This window comes from Kitasatospora terrestris, from assembly GCF_039542905.1.
GTDB lineage: Bacteria > Actinomycetota > Actinomycetes > Streptomycetales > Streptomycetaceae > Kitasatospora > Kitasatospora terrestris.
Genome location: NZ_BAABIS010000001.1, coordinates 7,719,422 through 7,736,630, shown reverse-complemented (window position 1 = coordinate 7,736,630; position 17,209 = coordinate 7,719,422). Strand labels below are relative to the sequence as shown.

General features: G+C 75.6%; 16 protein-coding genes and 2 pseudogenes. 9 read left to right on the top strand and 9 right to left on the bottom strand.

The window, feature by feature from the left end; genetic code table 11:
• Positions 1-23 precede the first annotated feature (23 nt).
• From ABEB06_RS35510 to ABEB06_RS35500, 3 genes are all read left to right on the top strand, one after another.
• Positions 24-707, top strand: a complete 684-nt coding sequence (locus ABEB06_RS35510) for a ribonuclease H family protein (protein ID WP_345701043.1) — start codon at positions 24-26, stop codon at positions 705-707.
• On the top strand, positions 688-1,014 hold the full coding sequence (locus ABEB06_RS35505; protein WP_425559736.1) for a Rossmann-fold NAD(P)-binding domain-containing protein: 327 nt from the start codon (positions 688-690) through the stop codon (positions 1,012-1,014). The genes ABEB06_RS35510 and ABEB06_RS35505 overlap by 20 nt, the downstream gene beginning before the upstream one ends.
• 275 nt (positions 1,015-1,289) lie before the next feature.
• The gene (locus tag ABEB06_RS35500) at positions 1,290-2,189 is read left to right on the top strand and encodes a YhjD/YihY/BrkB family envelope integrity protein (RefSeq protein WP_345701042.1); all 900 of its coding nucleotides are present in this window, start codon (positions 1,290-1,292) and stop codon (positions 2,187-2,189) included.
• A 188-nt stretch (positions 2,190-2,377) separates the two neighbouring features.
• On the opposite strand, the gene ABEB06_RS35495 is transcribed toward ABEB06_RS35500, so the two are convergent.
• Positions 2,378-3,037, bottom strand: coding sequence for a TetR/AcrR family transcriptional regulator (locus ABEB06_RS35495; RefSeq protein ID WP_345701041.1), 660 nt, complete (start codon positions 3,035-3,037; stop codon positions 2,378-2,380).
• A gap of 101 nt (positions 3,038-3,138) precedes the next feature.
• Between ABEB06_RS35495 and ABEB06_RS35490 the strand changes: the two genes are divergently transcribed.
• Complete coding sequence (locus ABEB06_RS35490; protein WP_345701040.1) at positions 3,139-4,782, top strand: MFS transporter; 1,644 nt, start codon at positions 3,139-3,141, stop codon at positions 4,780-4,782.
• A gap of 80 nt (positions 4,783-4,862) precedes the next feature.
• Here ABEB06_RS35490 and ABEB06_RS35485 read toward each other — a convergent pair whose 3' ends face one another.
• Complete coding sequence (locus ABEB06_RS35485; protein WP_345701039.1) at positions 4,863-6,038, bottom strand: PP2C family protein-serine/threonine phosphatase; 1,176 nt, start codon at positions 6,036-6,038, stop codon at positions 4,863-4,865.
• 159 nt (positions 6,039-6,197) lie between these two features.
• On the opposite strand from ABEB06_RS35485, the gene ABEB06_RS35480 reads away from it, so the two are divergent.
• Both ABEB06_RS35480 and ABEB06_RS35475 read left to right on the top strand, forming a co-directional pair.
• Complete coding sequence (locus tag ABEB06_RS35480) at positions 6,198-6,698, top strand: ATP-binding protein (protein ID WP_345701038.1); 501 nt, start codon at positions 6,198-6,200, stop codon at positions 6,696-6,698.
• A 72-nt stretch (positions 6,699-6,770) separates the two neighbouring features.
• On the top strand, positions 6,771-7,625 hold the full coding sequence (locus tag ABEB06_RS35475; RefSeq protein ID WP_345701037.1) for an S-methyl-5'-thioadenosine phosphorylase: 855 nt from the start codon (positions 6,771-6,773) through the stop codon (positions 7,623-7,625).
• Here the strand turns inward: ABEB06_RS35475 and ABEB06_RS35470 are convergent.
• Complete coding sequence (locus tag ABEB06_RS35470) at positions 7,591-8,019, bottom strand: hypothetical protein (RefSeq protein ID WP_345701036.1); 429 nt, start codon at positions 8,017-8,019, stop codon at positions 7,591-7,593. The genes ABEB06_RS35475 and ABEB06_RS35470 overlap by 35 nt on opposite strands.
• The gene (locus ABEB06_RS35465; RefSeq protein ID WP_425559830.1) at positions 8,016-9,149 is read right to left on the bottom strand and encodes a molybdopterin-dependent oxidoreductase; all 1,134 of its coding nucleotides are present in this window, start codon (positions 9,147-9,149) and stop codon (positions 8,016-8,018) included. Before ABEB06_RS35465 ends, ABEB06_RS35470 begins: the two co-directional genes overlap by 4 nt.
• A gap of 159 nt (positions 9,150-9,308) precedes the next feature.
• On the opposite strand from ABEB06_RS35465, the gene ABEB06_RS35460 reads away from it, so the two are divergent.
• The gene (locus tag ABEB06_RS35460; RefSeq protein ID WP_345701035.1) at positions 9,309-10,685 is read left to right on the top strand and encodes a hypothetical protein; all 1,377 of its coding nucleotides are present in this window, start codon (positions 9,309-9,311) and stop codon (positions 10,683-10,685) included.
• A gap of 16 nt (positions 10,686-10,701) precedes the next feature.
• On the opposite strand, the gene ABEB06_RS35455 is transcribed toward ABEB06_RS35460, so the two are convergent.
• The 3 genes and pseudogenes from ABEB06_RS35455 to ABEB06_RS35445 form a co-directional block, all read right to left on the bottom strand.
• Positions 10,702-11,358: a class I SAM-dependent methyltransferase gene (locus ABEB06_RS35455; protein WP_345701034.1), complete on the bottom strand. Its 657-nt coding sequence runs from the start codon at positions 11,356-11,358 to the stop codon at positions 10,702-10,704.
• Positions 11,355-11,825: pseudogene (locus ABEB06_RS35450) on the bottom strand (TIGR04282 family arsenosugar biosynthesis glycosyltransferase); the annotation flags it as partial. The gene ABEB06_RS35455 and the pseudogene ABEB06_RS35450, both read right to left, overlap by 4 nt.
• Before the next feature lie 192 nt (positions 11,826-12,017).
• Positions 12,018-12,704, bottom strand: a pseudogene (locus ABEB06_RS35445) (glycosyltransferase family 2 protein); the annotation flags it as partial.
• A gap of 162 nt (positions 12,705-12,866) precedes the next feature.
• Between ABEB06_RS35445 and ABEB06_RS35440 the strand changes: the two are divergent.
• On the top strand, positions 12,867-13,622 hold the full coding sequence (locus ABEB06_RS35440) for a response regulator transcription factor (RefSeq protein WP_345701033.1): 756 nt from the start codon (positions 12,867-12,869) through the stop codon (positions 13,620-13,622).
• On the top strand, positions 13,619-14,788 hold the full coding sequence (locus ABEB06_RS35435; protein ID WP_345701032.1) for a sensor histidine kinase: 1,170 nt from the start codon (positions 13,619-13,621) through the stop codon (positions 14,786-14,788). The genes ABEB06_RS35440 and ABEB06_RS35435 overlap by 4 nt, the downstream gene beginning before the upstream one ends.
• Positions 14,789-14,869: 81 nt before the next feature.
• Here the strand turns inward: ABEB06_RS35435 and ABEB06_RS35430 are convergent, their stop codons facing one another.
• A complete protein-coding gene (locus tag ABEB06_RS35430; RefSeq protein ID WP_345701031.1) occupies positions 14,870-15,925 on the bottom strand; it encodes an NAD-dependent epimerase/dehydratase family protein in 1,056 nt (351 codons plus the stop codon).
• An 89-nt stretch (positions 15,926-16,014) separates the two neighbouring features.
• Entirely contained in the window at positions 16,015-17,115 is a 1,101-nt protein-coding gene (locus tag ABEB06_RS35425) for a mechanosensitive ion channel family protein (RefSeq protein ID WP_345701030.1), read from the bottom strand.
• Between the last annotated feature and the right edge of the window lie 94 nt (positions 17,116-17,209).

Below are 17,209 nucleotides of genomic sequence, written 5' to 3'. Positions count from 1 at the left end.
CGGATGCTGGCATGATCGGGGACATGGTCGAACGAGTCATTGCCGCCTGCGACGGAGCCGCCAAGGGCAACCCGGGTCCTGCGGGCTGGGCGTACGTGGTGGCGGACCGCGCCGGGGTTCCGCAGCGCTGGCAGGCCGGGGCGCTGGGTCACAGCACCAACAACATCGGCGAGTTGACGGCGTTGGAGCAGCTGCTGACGGCGACGGAACCGGACGAGCCGCTGGAGGTCCGCCTCGACAGCACCTACACCCGCGACGCGGTGACGAAGTGGCTCGCCGGGTGGAAGCGCAACGGCTGGAAGACCGCCGCCGGCAAGCCGGTGGCCAACCGCGAGCTGATCCAGCGCATCGACGCGCTCCTCGACGGACGGGACGTCACCTTCGTGTACGTGGCCGCCCACCAGGTGAACGGCGACCCGCTGAACGCGATCGCCGACAAGGCCGCCAGTGACGCGGCACGGACGCAGGAGGACGCCGGCGGGACCTCCGCCGACCTGCCGGTGCCCGAACCGGTCGCAGCCTCCGCACCGCGCGGCGGACGCTCCTCCGCCACGGCGAGGAGGAGTTCCACGGGTGGTGGCCCCCGGACCCTGGCCGCCCGGTATCCGGGCGTCTGCCCGTGCGGCCGCTCCTACGCCAAGGGCGGCATGATCACCAAGGTCGGCGGCAGCTGGGGCCACCCGGAGTGTGCCGGCACCCACGCCTGACCGCCGGCGCGGTTCCCGATCGGTCCACCGGACCGGTGGAGACCGCCTTGGAGAAGGACCCCGCCGGGACGTCCTGACGTCCTGGCACGCCGTCGCCGACGAGGGCGACGCCGCCGGCGACATCGCCGCCGTCATCGGGCGACGCCTGGGCCTGACGACCGCGTCCCTGCCGCAGGAGGACTTCGGCCCCCTCGGCCCCGTCTTCGCCACCGACCGGCCCGCATCCAGCTCCCACACCCGCACCGCACTCGGCTGGACGCCCACCCACCCCGGCCTGCTCGCCGAACTGGAGAACATCCAGCCCTGACGCCCCGCAGGCCGCCGTCGGCGAGCGATCAGCGCCAGTCCCCCTGCTCGGACGGCTCGCACCCGCAAGGGGAGATCCTGGACCACGGCGGCGGCCCGTACGGCGGGTTGTCGGGCCGGTTCCGCCTCGGCGGGCGAGAATCGGTTCGGCGGCCGTCCGACGTGCCCGCGGAAGTGCCGGCGCCGGCATTCGCCGCTCCGGACCGGAGCGGTTCGGCGCGTCCTCGCCGCCGACTTCTCCGGGAGGCCGACACGAAGCGGATCGACCGCGCATACGTGGTGAGGGCGGCGACGTTCTGGCTCCGCCCGGCGTTCGCGCTCCGCGTCGTCGGCCGGTTCCAGCGGCTGGTCGGGTTCGACCGCGCGATGGCCCTGGCCTCGTCCGCGCTGACGGCCCTGGTCCCGCTCGCCATCCTCTGCAGCGCCCTCCTGGTCCACCTGGGCGGCAAGGGGATCGCCGAACGGGTGATCGACCGTTACGACCTCACCGGCGACGGCGCCGAGGCCGTGCGCGACATCCTCTCCCCGGCCGACGACTGGACCCCGCTGGGGCTCTTCGGCGTCGTCTTCCTCCTCGTCTCCGCGCTGAGTTTCGCGCGCGCCGCCCAGCGACTCTACGAACAGGGCTGGGAGCTCCAGCCCCTGAGCGTCCGCAACACCGTGAACGGCCTGAAGTGGCTGGCGCTGCTGGCCGGCTACGCCGCGCTCAGCGGCTGGGTCCACACCGCTCTCGGCCACCGGCCGCTGGAACTGGTCGCGGCCGTCGTGGAGGCACCGGTCACGGCGGTGTTCCTCGTCTGGAGCGGCCGCCTCCTGTCCGCCGGCCGCATCTCCCGGCCCCACCTCGTGCCGTTCGGCCTGATCGGTGCCGCCGCCCTGACCGGCTACTCCGTGGTGATGAGCCTCTACCTGCCGCGCATGTTCGACTCCTACACCAACCGGTACGGCGCGTTCGGGGCGGTGTTCGCCATGCTCTCCGCCCTGTTCGGCGCGATGCTCGCCACCGTGGGCTGCGCCGCGCTCGGGCGGGAGGTGGGAGAGGAGCTCGACCGGATCCACCGGGGCGACCGGCCGCCCGACAACGAGGTCCGCCAGGAATGGGAGACCGTCCTGCGGCAGGCCCGCTCACGGTGGCAGACGGGCCGCGGCCTGACCCGCCTGTCCAGGAGGCGCTGACAGCGCGGCCGACCCGCCGCGCCGGGATCACCACCCGGGTCCGCCGCCCGGCGGATCATCGCCGCCAGGAGGTCCCGGTCGGCGGCGGGGCGTGCGAGTGCGGCCGCCGCTGCGGTCACGGCCGCCCCTCGGCGGCACGCAGCGCACGACGGTGCAGCACCGGGTGTCGGCCGCGCGAGCCGCCCCCCTCAGAGGCCGCGGGCGACGGCGCCGAGCACGGAGGCGACCGCGGTTTGGCGTTCGCCCTCCGGCAGTTGCCGCAGGGGGCCGTCGACCAGGAGCGCCGACAGGCCGTGGACGGCCGACCAGGCGGCGTACTGCGCCCCGGCCCGCCGCTCCGCCGGCAGCGCGCCGACCTCGACCAGTTCGTCCAGGCGGAGCGCGAGTTGCGCGTAGGGGTCGGGGTCGGCGGCGTCGGGGCCGGCGTCTTCGGGGTCGGCGGCTTCGGGGCCGGGGCGGGCCTCGGCGGGCCCGGCGGTGTGGGCGACGGCGCCGGAGAAGGCGGTGCGGAACCAGCCGTGTTCGGTGAGGGCGAAGTCGACGTAGGCGCGGCCGATGGCTTCCAGCCGGGCCCAGGCGGCGTCGCGGGGGTCGGGGAGCTCGACCTCTGCGGCCCGTTCGATCATGAGCCGGCCGAGGTGCTCCATGCAGCCCGCGGCGACCGCGGCCAGCAGGTCCTCGCGGTCCCTGAAGTGGCGGTAGGCGGCGTTGTGGGACACCCCGACCTGTCGGCCGGCCTCGCGCAGGACCACTGCCGAGGGGCCGCCGGTGCGGGCCAGGGCGACGCCGGCTTCGACGAGGGCCTCGCGCAGACCACCGTGGTGATATGTCCGATTCGCCAATTCCATCCACTTTCCGCGATCGATGTTGACAGTGTCCACCTGGGGTGCAAGGGTGTCAATCAAGAGCATGTTCCCAGTGTCAACATGCATGGCGGATGGAGCCTCGCATGCCCGCCCCCACCTCGCGCCGACGCCTTCTGATCCTGGCCACGGTGTGTCTCGCCGCCTTCACGATCAACCTCGACACCACCATCGTCAACGTCGCGCTGCCCGATCTGAGCCGGCAGCTCGGCGCCACCACCCGGGACCTGCAGTGGATCGTGGACGGCTACAACCTGGCCTTCGCCACGCTGGTCCTCTCCGCGGGGTCGCTCGGCGACCGCTTCGGCCGGCGCCCCGCCCTGCTGCTCGGACTGGCCGGCTTCGCCGCGACCAGCGTCCTCGGCAGCGCGGCCGGCTCCCCCGGCCCGCTGGTCGCCGCCCGGTTCGCCATGGGCGCGTGCGCGGCGACGATCTTCCCGACCACCCTGTCGATCATCACCAACACCTTCCCCGAGCGGCGCTCGCGCGCGAAGGCCGTCGGGGTGTGGGGCGCCGTCACGGGCCTCGGGGTCGCGGTGGGGCCCGTCGTCGGCGGCGTGCTGCTGGCCCACTTCGGCTGGCCGTCGGTCTTCCTCGCCCTCGTCCCCGTCGCCCTGGTCGCCCTGGTGGCCACCTGGCTGTGGGTCCCCGAGTCGAGCTCCCCCGCGTCCGCCCGAGTGGACCCGGCCGGCCTGCTGTTCTCCTCCGCCGCGATCGGCGTCCTCGTCTACACCCTGATCGAGGCCCCGAACCGCGGCTGGAGCTCACCGGCGAGCATCGCCGGATTCGCCGCCGCGGCCCTCCTGACCGCGGTCTTCGTCCGCGTCGAACGCGGACGGGACCATCCGATGATCGACCTGACGCTCTTCCGCACCCCCGCCTTCTCGGCGGCCAGCGGATCGGTCACCGTGGCGTTCTTCGCGCTCTTCGGCTTCATCTTCCTGGTCACCCAGTACTTCCAGTTCATCCGCGGCTACGGGACCCTCTCCACCGGCGTGCGGATCCTGCCCGTCGCCCTGACCATCGCCGTCGGCTCGGTGGGCGGCGTGGCACTGGTGCCCCGGCTGGGCACCCGCGCCGTCGTCAGCACCGGACTCGTCCTGCTGGGGACGTCCTTCGCGTGGATCGCCACCTCACCGACGTTCATCGCCTACCCGCAGGTCGTCGGCCAGATGGTGCTGATGGGCCTCGGCCTCGGCCTCACCACCGCACCCGCCACCGAATCGATCCTCAGCGTCCTGCCGCCGGCGAAGGCCGGCGTCGGCTCCGCCGTCAACGACGCCACCCGCGAGGCCGGCGGCACCCTCGGCGTGGCCGTCATCGGCTCCGTCTTCACCTCCCTCTACGCGAGCGAACTCGCCACGACGGCGTTCGCCGGGCTCCCTCCCCGGACGCTGGCCGAGGGCCAGGACTCGGTGGGATCCGCCCTCCGGACCGCCGCCTCGGCGGGCCCCGACCACCAGCAGGAACTCCTGACAGCCGTACAGAACTCCTTCATGCACGGCTTCCACCTCGCCTGCCTGGTGGCGGCCGGCGTCTGCCTCGCCGGCGCGGTCGGCGCCCGCCTGGCGCTCCCCGGCGTGACACCACCGCCGTCCCCCGGCCCCCAGGACGCCACCGCCGCCACCACCACCGCCACCCGGCAGGCCGCACCGGCCCACGCACCGGCCCACTCGTCCGCACCGGAAGGAACGGTCGGCCACGCCGGAGCCGGTCGGGAAGCCGACTGATCGAAGCCCCGGGCCTGCCGGACGGCCACCCGCCCGGCAGGCCCGCACCGCCGCCACTCGTCCAGCCGCTCGCCCCGCCGTCAGAGCCCGGGAAGGTCCTCGCGCAGACGTCTGCCGCCCGGCGGTCCGGCCGTGTCGCGCCGGATGGCGACCATCGCGGCGTCGTCGCCGAGACTGCCGCCCGCGTGGGCGAGGAGGTCCTGGCACAGGCCCCGCAGCAACGCTTCCGGATCGTCGGACGGCCACGAGCCGAGCCGTTCGGCGAGCGGGTAGAAGTCGCCGGAACCGTTGCGCGCCTCGATGACCCCGTCCGTGTACAGCAGCACGAGGTCCCCCTCCCGGAACGCGAAGTCCTCGACCTCGACACCGGCCGGGCCGAGCCCGGTGAGGCCCAGCGGCGGAGCGGGCTGCCGGGACTCCAGCGGCAGCACCGTGCCGTCCCGCAGGAGCAGCGGTGGTGGGTGGCCGCAGTCCGCGAGGCGGATCACCGGCTCGGTGTCGGGGATGTCGAGCACGACCGCGGTGATGAAGGACTCGCCGTCGTCGGTGTCCGGGGAGCTGCCCGCCCCGTCCTCCGGGTTGCCCGGGCCGTCCGGGTCGCCGAAGACCGCCTTCTCCAGGTGGGCGACCAGCCGGGGCAGGTCGACCTGCCGGTAGGCCGCGGTGCGGAAGGCGCCGAGGGCCAGCGAGGCCTGGCCGATCGCCTCCAGCCCCTTGCCCCGGACGTCACCGACCAGGAAGCGGCTCCCCTGCTGGGTGCGCACGGCCGCGTACAGGTCGCCGCCGATCCGGGCCTCGGCCTCCGCCGCCAGGTAGACCGACGCGATGCGCAGCGGTCCCATCCGCGCCGGGATCGGCCGCTGGACCACGGCCTGGGTGGCCTCCGCCACCGAACGCAGCTGCCGCAGCTCCCGCTCGTGACGCTCGCGCAGCCGCGCGAAGAGGGCGACGAGCAGCGAGATCAGGGCGAGGGCGACGATCTGCACGGAGTGGTTGAGGTCGAGGACCGTGCTCCGCACCGCGGCGACGACGCCTTGGGCCACCACGGCGGCGGCGCCGACGGCGAGGGTGGTCCTGGGGCCGGCGAACGACGCGGTGATCGCCGGGGCCGCCACCAGGAGCGGCCCGAGGTGCACCTGCGGCGGGGCCACCGTGTCCACGACCGAGATCGCCACGATCAGCACGAGGGGGATGAGGATCATCCTCCCGCCCTGCTGGTCGGGCGGCCGGGGGTACCGCCACCGCCGTGCGCTCATCCTTCCTGGATACCTCGCCCCGGGCCGCGGTCACCTCCGGTGGGGGCCCGGGCGTGTCCGGCCGGCCGCGCGCACGACGGCCAATCCTTTCGGGCGGCCGCGCCGAACCACGGGCAGGAGCTCCGCTCCGGTGGAGCACTCCTCCGACAGGGGAAGGCCGTGAGAGCAGTGATCCACCTCGCCCCGCAGCGCCGCCCGACGCGACGGGAGCGCCCCGGCGGACGGCGCCTGGACCTCACGATCCCGCCCGACCCGCGGGAGATCGTACGGCTGCGGGCCGCCGCGCGGTGCTTCCTGCAGCGGTGCCACCCGGCGGGTTGCGGCCACATCGCCGATGTCCTGCTGGTCGTCACCGAGCTGGCGGCCAACGTGGTGAGCCACACGGACGGCCCGGGGCGGCTGGTCCTGGTCTCCTGCGCCGAGGGGACCGACGTCCGGGTGGCCGACTCCAGCCGGCGGGTGCCCCGGCCGCAGCTCCCCTCCGCCACCCGTGCCTCCGGGCGGGGGCTGGTCCTCGTCCGCGGGATCAGCAGCACCGTTGACGTGACGCCGGACGGCCACGGCGGGAAGACCGTGCATGCCTGGATCGCCGCTCGCGGCGAGGGCCCGGCCGCGCCTGCCGCCGGGCACGCCACGCGACCCGGCGTTCGTGAACCGTAAGGCCCGGGTGTCCCGGTCCGGGCGCCGCGGGCTTCTACAGTGGCCGGACAGTGACGCGGAGGAGTGGTGGACGTGACGGACGGTCATGGCCCGGTGCGGGCCGAGGTGGGTGTGATCGGTGGCTCGGGTCTGTACGAGCTGCTCGACGACGTGGTCGAGGTGCGGGTGGAGACGCCGTACGGGCAGCCGAGCGACGTGCTGGTGGTCGGTGAGGTGGCCGGCCTGCCGGTGGCGTTCCTGCCCCGGCACGGGCGCGGCCACCGGTTGCCGCCGCACCGGATCAACTACCGGGCGAACCTGTGGGCGTTGCACTCGCTCGGGGTGCGGCAGGTGCTGGGGCCGTGCGCGGTGGGCGGGCTGCGGCCCGGGTTCGGGCCGGGGACGCTGCTGGTGCCGGACCAGTTGGTGGATCGCACGTCGGGGCGGGTGCAGACCTTCTACGACGGGCTGCCGCTGCCCGACGGCGGTGTCCCCGAGGTGGTGCACGTGTCGATGGCGGACCCGTACTGCCCGGCCGGGCGGGCCGCCGCGCTGGAGGCGGCCGGTGCGGCGGCCTGGGAGCCGGTGGACGGCGGGACCATGGTGGTGATCGAGGGGCCCCGGTTCTCCACCCGGGCCGAGTCGCGCTGGTTCACCGCGAACGGCTGGTCGGTGGTCGGGATGACGGGGCATCCGGAGGCGGTGCTCGCCCGTGAACTGGGGCTCTGCTACACGTCGATCGCGCTGGTCACGGATCTCGACGCGGGGGTGGAGAGCGGCCAGGGCGTGACGCACGCCGAGGTCCTCGCGGAGTTCGCGCGCAATGTGGAGCGGCTGCGCACGGTGCTGTTCAAGGCGATCGGGCTGCTGCCCGCCGAGCGCGCCTGCCCGTGCGGGCAGGCGCTGGACGGTCTCACGACGGGTCTTCCCGGCGTTCCGGGCGACTGACCGGAGGGTTGCGCCGCCGCCGGACGAGCCCGAGCAGCAGGGCGAGGACCGCGGTGGCGGCCAGCACCAGCAGCCAGTTGCGCAGGTAGGGCAGTGGCAGCACCGAGGGGTTGCCGTGGTCGTCGTCGGCGCGGAGCACCGCCGGGAGCCCGACGGCGGTCACCGCCGCGGCGACGACCAGCCAGCCGCGCAGCACCGGGCCGCGGGCCGCGTACGCGCCGACGAGGCACAGCAGGGGGACCCACAGGCCGTCGTGCAGGACCAGGCCGCCCACCGCCCAGACCAGGATGTCGACCGGTGCGGTGATGTAGGGGTCGTCGAGCAGGCCGAAGAGGCCGTAGCCGGTCATGGCGAGGCCGGCGACGAGGGCGGCGGCGCGGAGCCGGGCGGTCACCGGACCACCTCGATCCGGGCGACCCACTTGGTCTGCAGGACACCGGGCCGGTTGGGCGCGATGATCCGTGCCGGGAAGCCGTGGTCGGCGTTCAGCGTCTCGCCGTTGACCCGCAGGGCGAGGAGGGTGAGCGGGTCGTCGACGTACTGCGCGGGCATCTCCATGACCCGGTACGGGCCGTCGGCCTCCAGTGAGGTGACCCGGACCGCCGTACCGGTGGGCGCCCCGGCCAGGGCCAGCAGGTCGGCGAGGCGGACGCCGGTCCAGCGGGCGCTCGCGCTCCAGCCCTCGACACAGGCGATCGGCAGGACGGCGTCGTGCTGGGGAAGCCGGGCCAGGTCGTCGAGGTCCAGCGTGTACGGCTGCGGCCCGTCGACCCGCAGCCGCCAGTCGGCCGGGACGGTGACCGTACCGGCCTGGGCGGCGGTCCGGTTGACCGGGAGGCCCTGCGATCCGATGTCCGGGCGGCGCGGTGCCAGCAGGTCCAGGCCGCGCAGCCAGGGCACGGTCTGGCCGGCGGTGGTGAGGGTGACGGCGCCGACCGCCGCGGTGACCGAGGCCAGGAATGCGCGGCGGCCGGGGACGGACGCCTGGGGCCTGCGCCAGTTGCGGGCGATCAGCGGGGCCTTGGCGGCGAGGTGGACCAGCAGGCCGCCGGTGGCGAGCCAGCCCAGCCAGAAGTGCGTCTGCCGGAACGGGAACGGCCACGGGTACCACTGGAGGGTGTTGAGCAGGCCGGTGAACAGTTCCAGCAGCAGGGCGGCGACCAGGACGGCGATGCCGAGGCGTTCCAGGGCGTGGAGCACGCTGCGGGCCGGGGGCCATTCGAACAGCCGCGGGTAGACGGTCCACAGCTTGGCGCCGGTCAGCGGGATCGCGGCGATGCCGCTGACCACGTGCAGGCCCTGGGTGAAGCGGTAGCCGTCGACCGGACGGGCGGGCAGCACGCCGGACAGCCAGGCGGGCGGGTCCTGGAGGAGGTGGCCGGCGAGTCCGGTCAGGAAGCAGACCAGCACCGCCGCGCCGAGCCACCGGCCGAGGACGACGGTGGTGCGCGGCTCGTGCAGCGGGGAGCGGAAGGTCCCGGCCCGGAACGGGCCGCGGCGCAGCGCCTCCGGGGGTGGCGGCAGCGGACGGTCGAGGCGGCGTCGGACGCCGGAGGAGTTGGGTTCCACCCGCTCATCGAAGCGTGCCGACGGCGGTCGGAGGCGGAGCGACCTGCTTACGGATTCCGAACGCCGTGGTGTCCGGTGCCGCTCGCGCGGCGGGGCCGGTGGCAGGCTGGCCGGGTGACGACCCGTACCCCGCTGCTGCCCTGCGCGCTCGCCCTCGCCGCCCTGGTGGCCGCCCTGGCGACCACCGTGACCGGCGGCGGCACGCTCGGCGACCGCACCGGTCTGTACGGCTGGTACGCGCTCGACGCCGGGCTGTTCGCGCTCGCGGTGGTGCTGCTGCGGCGGGTGGCGGACCGTCAGGTGGTGCCGCTCGTCATGGCCGGCAGCGTCCTGGTCTCGGCGGTGGGTCTGCTGGCGCCGCCGCGGACCAGCGACGACGCCTACCGGTACGTGTGGGACGGCCGGGTCCAGGCGGCCGGGATCTCCCCGTACGCGCGCACTCCGCAGGACCCGGCGCTGGTCCGGCTGCGCGACCCCGGGCTGTTCCCTGCGGACGACGGCTGCACCTCGTGGGACGAGCGGCGGACGGTGGACGGCGCCTGCACGCGGATCAACCGTCCCGCCGTGCACACGATCTACCCGCCGGTCGCGGAGGGCTGGTTCCTGGCGCTCCGTCCGTTCGGCGGCGGGGTGCGCGGGGTGCAGGCGGGCGGCGCGCTGCTCGCGGTGGCGACCACCGGCGTCCTGCTGGCGGTCGGGCGGAGAAGCCGGCGGGCGGCGCTGTGGGGGTGGTGCCCGGGGGTGGCGGTGTGGGCGGTCAACGACGCGCACGTCGACACGCTCGGCGCGCTGCTGATGGTCGCCGGGCTGGGGTGCGCGGCCCGCGGGCGGGCGGCGGCGGGGGGTGGTCTGCTGGGCGCGGCGGTCGCGACGAAGCTGCTGCCCGCGCTCGCCCTGCCGGGCGCGCTGTCCGGGGCGCTCTCCCGGCGGCCGGGCCGGCGGGACGCGGTGCTGCTCGGGGCGGCGGCCGGGGCGTTCGCGCTGGTGTACCTGCCGTACCTGCTGCTCTCCGGGCCGGGGGTGCTCGGCTACCTGCCCGGCTACCTGCGGGAGGAGGGGTACGGGCAGGAGCACCTGGACCGGTTCGGGCTGCTGCGCGCGGTGGTGCCGGACGGCTGGGTGCCGTGGGCGGCCGCGCTGGTGCTGGCGGGGGTGGTGCTGCGGGTCCTGCTGTCCGGCGATCCCCGCCGCCCGTGGGGCGGCGCGCTGCTGGTGACCGGGACGGCGCTGCTGCTGGTGGCGCCGGCCTACCCGTGGTACGGGCTGCTGGTGGTGGCCCTGGTCGCCCTCGACGGCCGCTGGGAGTGGCTGGCCGTCCCCGCCGCCGGTCAGGTGCTCTACCTGGCGGGCGGGACGGCCGTCCAGCGGGCCGCGTACGGGGCGGCCCTGGTGTGCGTGCTCGCGGTGCCGGTCGTGCGCCGGGTCTCCCGCCCGCGGCGGGCGGGTGCCGCCGACGACGAGCGCCGCGCCACCGGGACGCGGGTGCGCTGACGGCTCGTCCTGGGCCTCAGGAGGCGCGCAGGCGGAGGAAGTGCCGGCCGTGCGAGGACCAGCGTTCGGTCTCCACCAGGCCGGCCCGGCCCGCGTGGCGGGCGGTGGCGTCGGCGCCGAGCCGGGCCCAGGGGAAGGCCGGGCCGAGCCGGCCGTCGGGGCCCTCGACGCGGACGGTGGTCCGCTCCTCGATCTCCTGCGGCTCGACCTCGACGAGCAGCGTGCCGCCGGTGACGAGGAGTTCGGCGCAGCGGCGGAGGATCGCGCCGGGGTCGCCCCCGATGCCGAGGTTGCCGTCGGCGAGCAGCACGCCGCCCCACCGGCCTTCGGCGGGAAGCCGGTCGAACACCGACCGGCGCAGCGCGAGGCCGCCCAGGCGGCGGGTGCTGGCCACCGCGGCGGCGGTGATGTCGACGCCGAGGGCCGGGATCCCGAGTTCGAGGAGGGCGGCGACGAGCCGGCCGGGGCCGCAGCCGAGGTCGAGGACGGGCGCCGGCAGCCGGGTGCAGCGCAGGAGCAGGTCGTGGTCGGCGCCGCACGCGGGCGCGCTCCAGCGTTCGATGTCGAGGGGGGTGCGCCGGCCGTCCGGGCGGCGGAGCCAGAGCGGGCCGCGTCCGGTGCGGACGGCCTCCGCGAACGGGTCGTCCGTCCAGGGGAGGGCGCGCGCGGTCACCGGGTCCTCCCGGGGGCCGGGTCGAGGGAGCGCAGACAGGCGGCGAACCGGCTGTCGGGGGCGCCGTCGGCGACCAGGCGGGCGTCGGCGAAGGTGTCGACGTCGGTCAGCGACGGCAGGTGACGGACCGACAGCCCGGCCGACGCGAGGCGTTCGAGCAGGGCGGCGCCGGTGTGCGGGGTGGACATCGGGACGCCGAGCAGCAGCCTGCGCGCCAGCTCCCCGGTGGGGCGGGCGAGGCCGAGCGCCCAGAAGCCCCCGTCGGTGGCGGGCCCGTACCAGGCGTCCGCGCCGCTGCGGCGGGCGGCGGCGAGCGGTTCGGCGAGGGTGGCGGCGGTGAGTTGGGGGGTGTCCATCCCGACGAGCAGCGCGGGTGCCCCCGGTCGGAGGCGGGCGGCTTCGGTGAAGGCGGCGGCGAGGCGCTCGTCCAGGCCGCCGCCGGTCTGCGGGACCACCTGCCAGCCGGGCGGCAGCCAGTCTCCGGGCTCCCCGTCGAGGACGAGCAGGCGGCACGCGGCCGGGACGGTGGCCAGGGTGCGCAGGGTGTCGGTCAGCGCGGCCTCGGCGAGGTCGGCGGCCTGACGGGGCGTGCAGGGAGGGGTGAGCCGGGTCTTCACCCGCCCGGGGACCGGCGCCTTGGCGATCACCAGCAGGACGGGCGGCGGTGCGGCGAGGACGCCGCTCATGTCGTGGACGGCCCGCAGGGTGCCGCGCACGGTGCCGGTCACCTTGGAGCGGCCGGCCCGGGGCCGGTAGCTGACCGGCGTCTCGGTGATCCGCATCCCGGCCGCGGCGGCGGTCAGGACCATCTCCAGGGGGTAGCCCGAGCGGCGGTCGCCGAGCCCGAGGGCGAGCAGGCGTTCCCGGTGGGCGGCCCGCATCGGGCCGAGGTCGTGCAGGCGTGCTCCGGTGCGGTGGCGCAGCCGGCGGGCGAGGACGGCGTTGGCCAGCCGTGCGTGCACCGGCCACGCTCCGGCGCTCGTGGGGCGGCGGCGGCCGAGGACCAGGTCCGCGTGGCCGGCCAGCACCGGGCCGGTGACCCGGGGAAGCTCGGCGGGGTCGAGGGAGCCGTCGCAGTCCAGGAAGCAGACCAGCTCGGCGGTGGCCGCCAGGAGCCCGGCGTGGCAGGCGGCGCCGAAGCCGCGCCGGGGCTCGGTGACGACGGTGGCGCCGAGTTCGCGGGCCAGGTCGGCGGAGCCGTCCCGGGAGCCGTTGTCGACCACGACGGCGCGCCAGCCGGTGGGGATCCGTTCGAGGACCCATGGCAGGGCGGCGGCCTCGTCGAGGCAGGGCAGGATGACGTCGACGCGCGGCGCGGCGACGGAGGGCGGGGTCGCTGGGGTCACCCTCGCCACGCTAACCGCGCCCCACCGCCGCACGGCGGCAACGACGCCTTACGGAACTCGTACGCCCTCGGCGGGGTGCCCGGCGAGCGGCGGATCTTACGGAACCCGGACGGAGCGGCGAGCGGGGCGCCGGGGCCGCACCGGGGCTCGTATCCTCGGCGGATGAACGAGAGCCCCGACGCCGGACTGCCGGGCCCGGCCCGCATCCTGGTGGTCGACGACGATCCGACCGTGGCCGAGGTCGTGGCCGGCTACCTCACGCGGGCCGGCCACCGGGTCGAGCGGGCCGCCGACGGCCGGCAGGCCCTGGCGCTGGCCGACGCGCACCGCCCCGACCTGCTGGTCCTGGACCTGATGCTGCCCGGCATCGACGGCCTGGAGGTGCTGCGCAGGCTGCGCGGGGCCGACCGGGGCCCGGACGTCCCGGTGGTGATGCTGACCGCCAAGGGGGACGAGGCCGACCGGATCCTCGGTCTGGAGGTGGGCGCCGACGACTACGTGACCAAGCCGTTCAGCCCGCGCGAGCTCGTCCTGCGGGTCCAGTCCGTGCTCCGCCGCTCCCGGGCCTCCGCCGCACCGGAGACCGTCGGCGGTCCGCTGGTCAGCGGCGACATCACGCTCGACGCCCGGGCCCGCCGGGCCCACCGCGGCACGGACGAGCTGGCGCTGACGATCCGGGAGTTCGACCTGCTGGCCTTCCTGCTCCGGCGGCCCGGCACGGTGTTCTCGCGGCAGGAGCTGATGCAACAGGTCTGGGGCTGGGACTTCGGCGACCTGTCCACCGTGACCGTCCACGTCCGGCGGCTGCGGGAGAAGATCGAGGACGATCCCGCCGCACCGGCGCTGATCACCACCGTCTGGGGCGTCGGCTACCGCTACGACCCGGCGACCGGGGTCCCCGCCGGGGGTGCGCTGTGAAGGACCTGCTGCTGATCGCCCTGTTCGCCGCGCTCGGCGCCGGCTGCGCCGGCCTGGTCGGGTGGGTGGCCGTCCGGCTCCTGCGGCACCGCTCGGTCGCGCTCTCGCTGTTCTGCGTCGCCGTCGTCACCGTCCTCGCGGTCACCTCCGGCACCTTCGCCGTGGCACAGGCGATGTTCCTGTCGGGGCACGACCTCGGCGTGGTGATCACCGTCCTGGGCATGGCCTCGGTCGTGTCGCTGGTCATCGCGGCGCTGCTCGGGCGCCAGGTGGTGGCCGGCAGCAGGGCCCTGGCCGTGGCCGCCCGGACGGTGGGCAGCGACACCGGCTTCACCGCGCCGGACCACCCGCTCGGCCGGGAACTCGCCCAGCTCAGCCGGGAACTGGCCGCCACCAGTGCCGGGCTCGCCGAGTCCAGGGCCCGCGCGCGGATGCTCGACGCCTCGCGGCGCGAGCTGATCGCCTGGATCTCCCACGACCTGCGCACCCCGCTGGCCGGCCTGCGGGCGATGGCGGAGGCGCTGGAGGACGGCGTCACCGACAGCCCGGACCGCTACCTGCGGCGGATCCGCACGGAGGTCGAGCGGCTCACCGCGATGGTCGACGACCTGTTCGAGCTCTCCCGGATCCAGGCCGGGGCGCTGTCCCTCTCGCTGTCGCGGGTGTCCGTCCACGACCTGGTCGACGACGCGCTCGCCGGCGCGCACCCGCTCGCACGGCAGCGCGGCGTCCGCCTGGAGGGCCGCCAGGTGGCCGCCGAGCCGGTCGAGGTGGACACCCACGAGATCACCCGGGTGCTCGGCAACCTCCTGGTCAACGCGATCCGTTCGACCCCCGAGGACGGCGTGGTGGCCGTCTCCGCCCGGAGGGAGGCCGACGAGGTGGTCCTGTCGGTCACCGACGGGTGCGGCGGCATCCCCGAACAGGACCTGTCCCGGGTCTTCGAGACCGGCTGGCGCGGCAGCACCGCCCGCACACCGCTCCCGGCGGACACCGCCGCCGCGCCGTACTCCGGTGCCGGTGCCGGTGACGGCGGCGACAGCGGCGCGGGCCTCGGGCTGGCGATCGTCCGGGGCATCGTCGAGGCCCACGCCGGACGCGCGGGCGTCCACAACGTGGCCGGCGGCTGCTGCTTCGAGATCGCCCTGCCCGCCGCCCGCGGCTGAACCGGCGCCGGGCCCCGGCGGGTTCGGCCCCGCCGGGGCTCGGCGGGGCGCGGCGGGTGCGGGCCGCGGGGCCCGTCCGGATCAGACCCGCTGCGGCGCGGCGGCGAACTCCGTCATGCCCTCGGCGAACGGCACCCGGGCCCGCCAGCCGAGCTCCTGTCGCAGCCGGGAGGAGTCGGCGGTGATGTGGCGCACGTCCCCGAGCCGGTACTGGCCCGTCACCACGGGCGCCGGCCCCCCGTACGCGGCGGCCAGCGCCCGGGCCATCTCCCCCACCGTCCGCACCTCGCCGCTGCCGACGTTGTAGGCCCGGGAACTGCCCGGCGCACGCCCGCCGACCGCCTCCAGCGCGGCCACGTTCGCGGCCGCCACGTCCCCGACGTGGACGAAGTCGCGCCGCTGCGCGCCGTCCTCGAACACCCGCGGCGCCTCGCCCCGCGCCAGCGCCGAGCGGAACAGCGACGCCACCCCGGCGTACGGGGTGTCCTTCGGCATCCCCGGCCCGTACACGTTGTGGTAGCGGAGCGTCAGGACCCGCCCCCCGCAAGCGCGCGCCCAGGCCGAGGCCAGGTGCTCCTGGGCGAGCTTGGTCGTCGCGTAGACGTTGCGCGGGTCGCCCGGCGCGCTCTCCTCCACCGTCCCGGGCCGCAGCGGCGCGCCGCACACCGGGCACGGCGGCTCGAACCGGCCGGCGTCCAGGTCGGCCGGGCGCCGTGGGCCGGGGGCGACGTCCCCGTGGGTCGCGCAGCGGTACCGTCCCTCGCCGTACACCACCATCGAGCCCGCCAGCACCAGGCCGCGGACCGCGGACCGGGCCATCGCGGACAGCAGGACCGCGGTGCCGAGGTCGTTGCAGCCCACGTAGTCGGGCGCGTCCGCGAAGTCGACGCCGAGACCGACCATCGCGGCCTGGTGGGAGACGGCGTCCACCCCGGCGAGGGCGCGGTCCACCGCTCCGGCGTCCCGGACGTCGCCGTGCACGAACTCGACCCCGTCCGGCAGCGTCGGCGCCGTCCCCGACGGATGCGCGGCGGGCAGCAGCGCGTCCAAGGCCCGCACCTCGTGTCCGGCCGCGACCAGGGACCGCACGACCTGCGACCCGATGAACCCGGCACCGCCGGTGACGAGGATCCTCATGCCCGCTGACGCTATCCGCCCGGCGGCGTCCCGGCCCCGATCCCGGGCGCCGCGTCATGCTTCGGTAAGGGTGGGGATCCGCGCCCCGGCTAGGACCGCCGGTCGGCCAGCACCTCGGGCGACGTCTCCCACTGGTGCGGGAGGGAGGGCGGGGCGCCCGGCCCGTCGTGCTGGAGCGAGACCGTTCGGGTGGGCGCCGGTATCGAGATGCCCTCCTCCCGGTACCGCCGGTGCAGGCGCTTGATGAACTCGTGCTTGATCCGGTACTGGTCGCTGAACTCGCTGACGCCCAGCTTCACGTTGAAGTTGATCCTGGAGTCCGCGAAGGTGTGGAAGCGGACGGCGCCCTTGTGGTCGGGCACGCCGCCGGTGACGTCGGCCATCACGCTGTCGACCACCTCCAGGGTGACCCGCTCCACGTGGTCCAGGTCGCTGTCGTAGCCGACCCCGACCGGGACCAGGATCGACAGCTTCTGCTCGGGCCGGGAGAAGTTCGTCATGTTCGTCCGCGCCAGGCGGCCGTTGGGGATGATCACCAGGTTGTTCTGGAGGTTGCGCACCACGCTGTTGCGCCAGTTGATGTCGACGACGTACCCCTCCTCGCCGCTGGTGAGCCGGATGTAGTCACCCGGCTGGACCGTCTTCGACGCGAGGATGTGCACCCCGGCGAAGAGGTTGGCGAGGGTGTCCTGCAACGCCAGCGCGACCGCGAGACCGCCCACCCCGAGCGCGGTGACCAGCGGGGCTATCGACACCCCGAGGGTCTCCAGGGCCACCAGGACGCCCAGCGCCAGCACCACGATCCGGGTGATGTTCACGAAGATGCTCGCGGACGCCGCGACGCCCGTCCGCGACGCGGCCACCGACTGCACCAGCCCGGCCACCACCCGGGCCGCGCTGAGCGTCGCGATGACGATCAGCACGGCCATCAGCGACTGGTCGACCAGCCCCCTGACCCGCGCCGTGAGCGGCAGCGCCGAAGCGGCCACCTCGGCCCCGGCGACCACGGCCGACCAGGGGACGATGGTGCGCAGCGCGTCGACGATGACGTCGTCCCCGCTCCACGCGGTCCTCAGCGCGAGCCTGCCCAGCCACTTCATCAGGGCCCGCAGCACCAGCCCGGCCACCCCGCCGGAGACCAGCGTGATGCCGGCCGCCAGCCAGTCGTGCAGGACGAGGTCCCGGGTCACCGGGCCGCCCCCGCCGCGCGGAGGGCCTGGGAATCGGCCGGCACCGGCCGCCGGACGTGCTGTGTCGTCACCTTGTCGCCTGTCAGGTCGTGTT

Coding starts and splice junctions, on each gene's coding strand:
- ABEB06_RS35495 (WP_345701041.1), bottom strand. CDS start 3,037: ATGGAATTGGCGAATCGGACATATCACCACGGTGGTCTGCGCGAGGCC.
- ABEB06_RS35510 (WP_345701043.1), top strand. CDS start 24: ATGGTCGAACGAGTCATTGCCGCCTGCGACGGAGCCGCCAAGGGCAAC.
- ABEB06_RS35440 (WP_345701033.1), top strand. CDS start 12,867: ATGAACGAGAGCCCCGACGCCGGACTGCCGGGCCCGGCCCGCATCCTG.
- ABEB06_RS35485 (WP_345701039.1), bottom strand. CDS start 6,038: ATGAGCGCACGGCGGTGGCGGTACCCCCGGCCGCCCGACCAGCAGGGC.
- ABEB06_RS35430 (WP_345701031.1), bottom strand. CDS start 15,925: ATGAGGATCCTCGTCACCGGCGGTGCCGGGTTCATCGGGTCGCAGGTC.
- ABEB06_RS35490 (WP_345701040.1), top strand. CDS start 3,139: ATGCCCGCCCCCACCTCGCGCCGACGCCTTCTGATCCTGGCCACGGTG.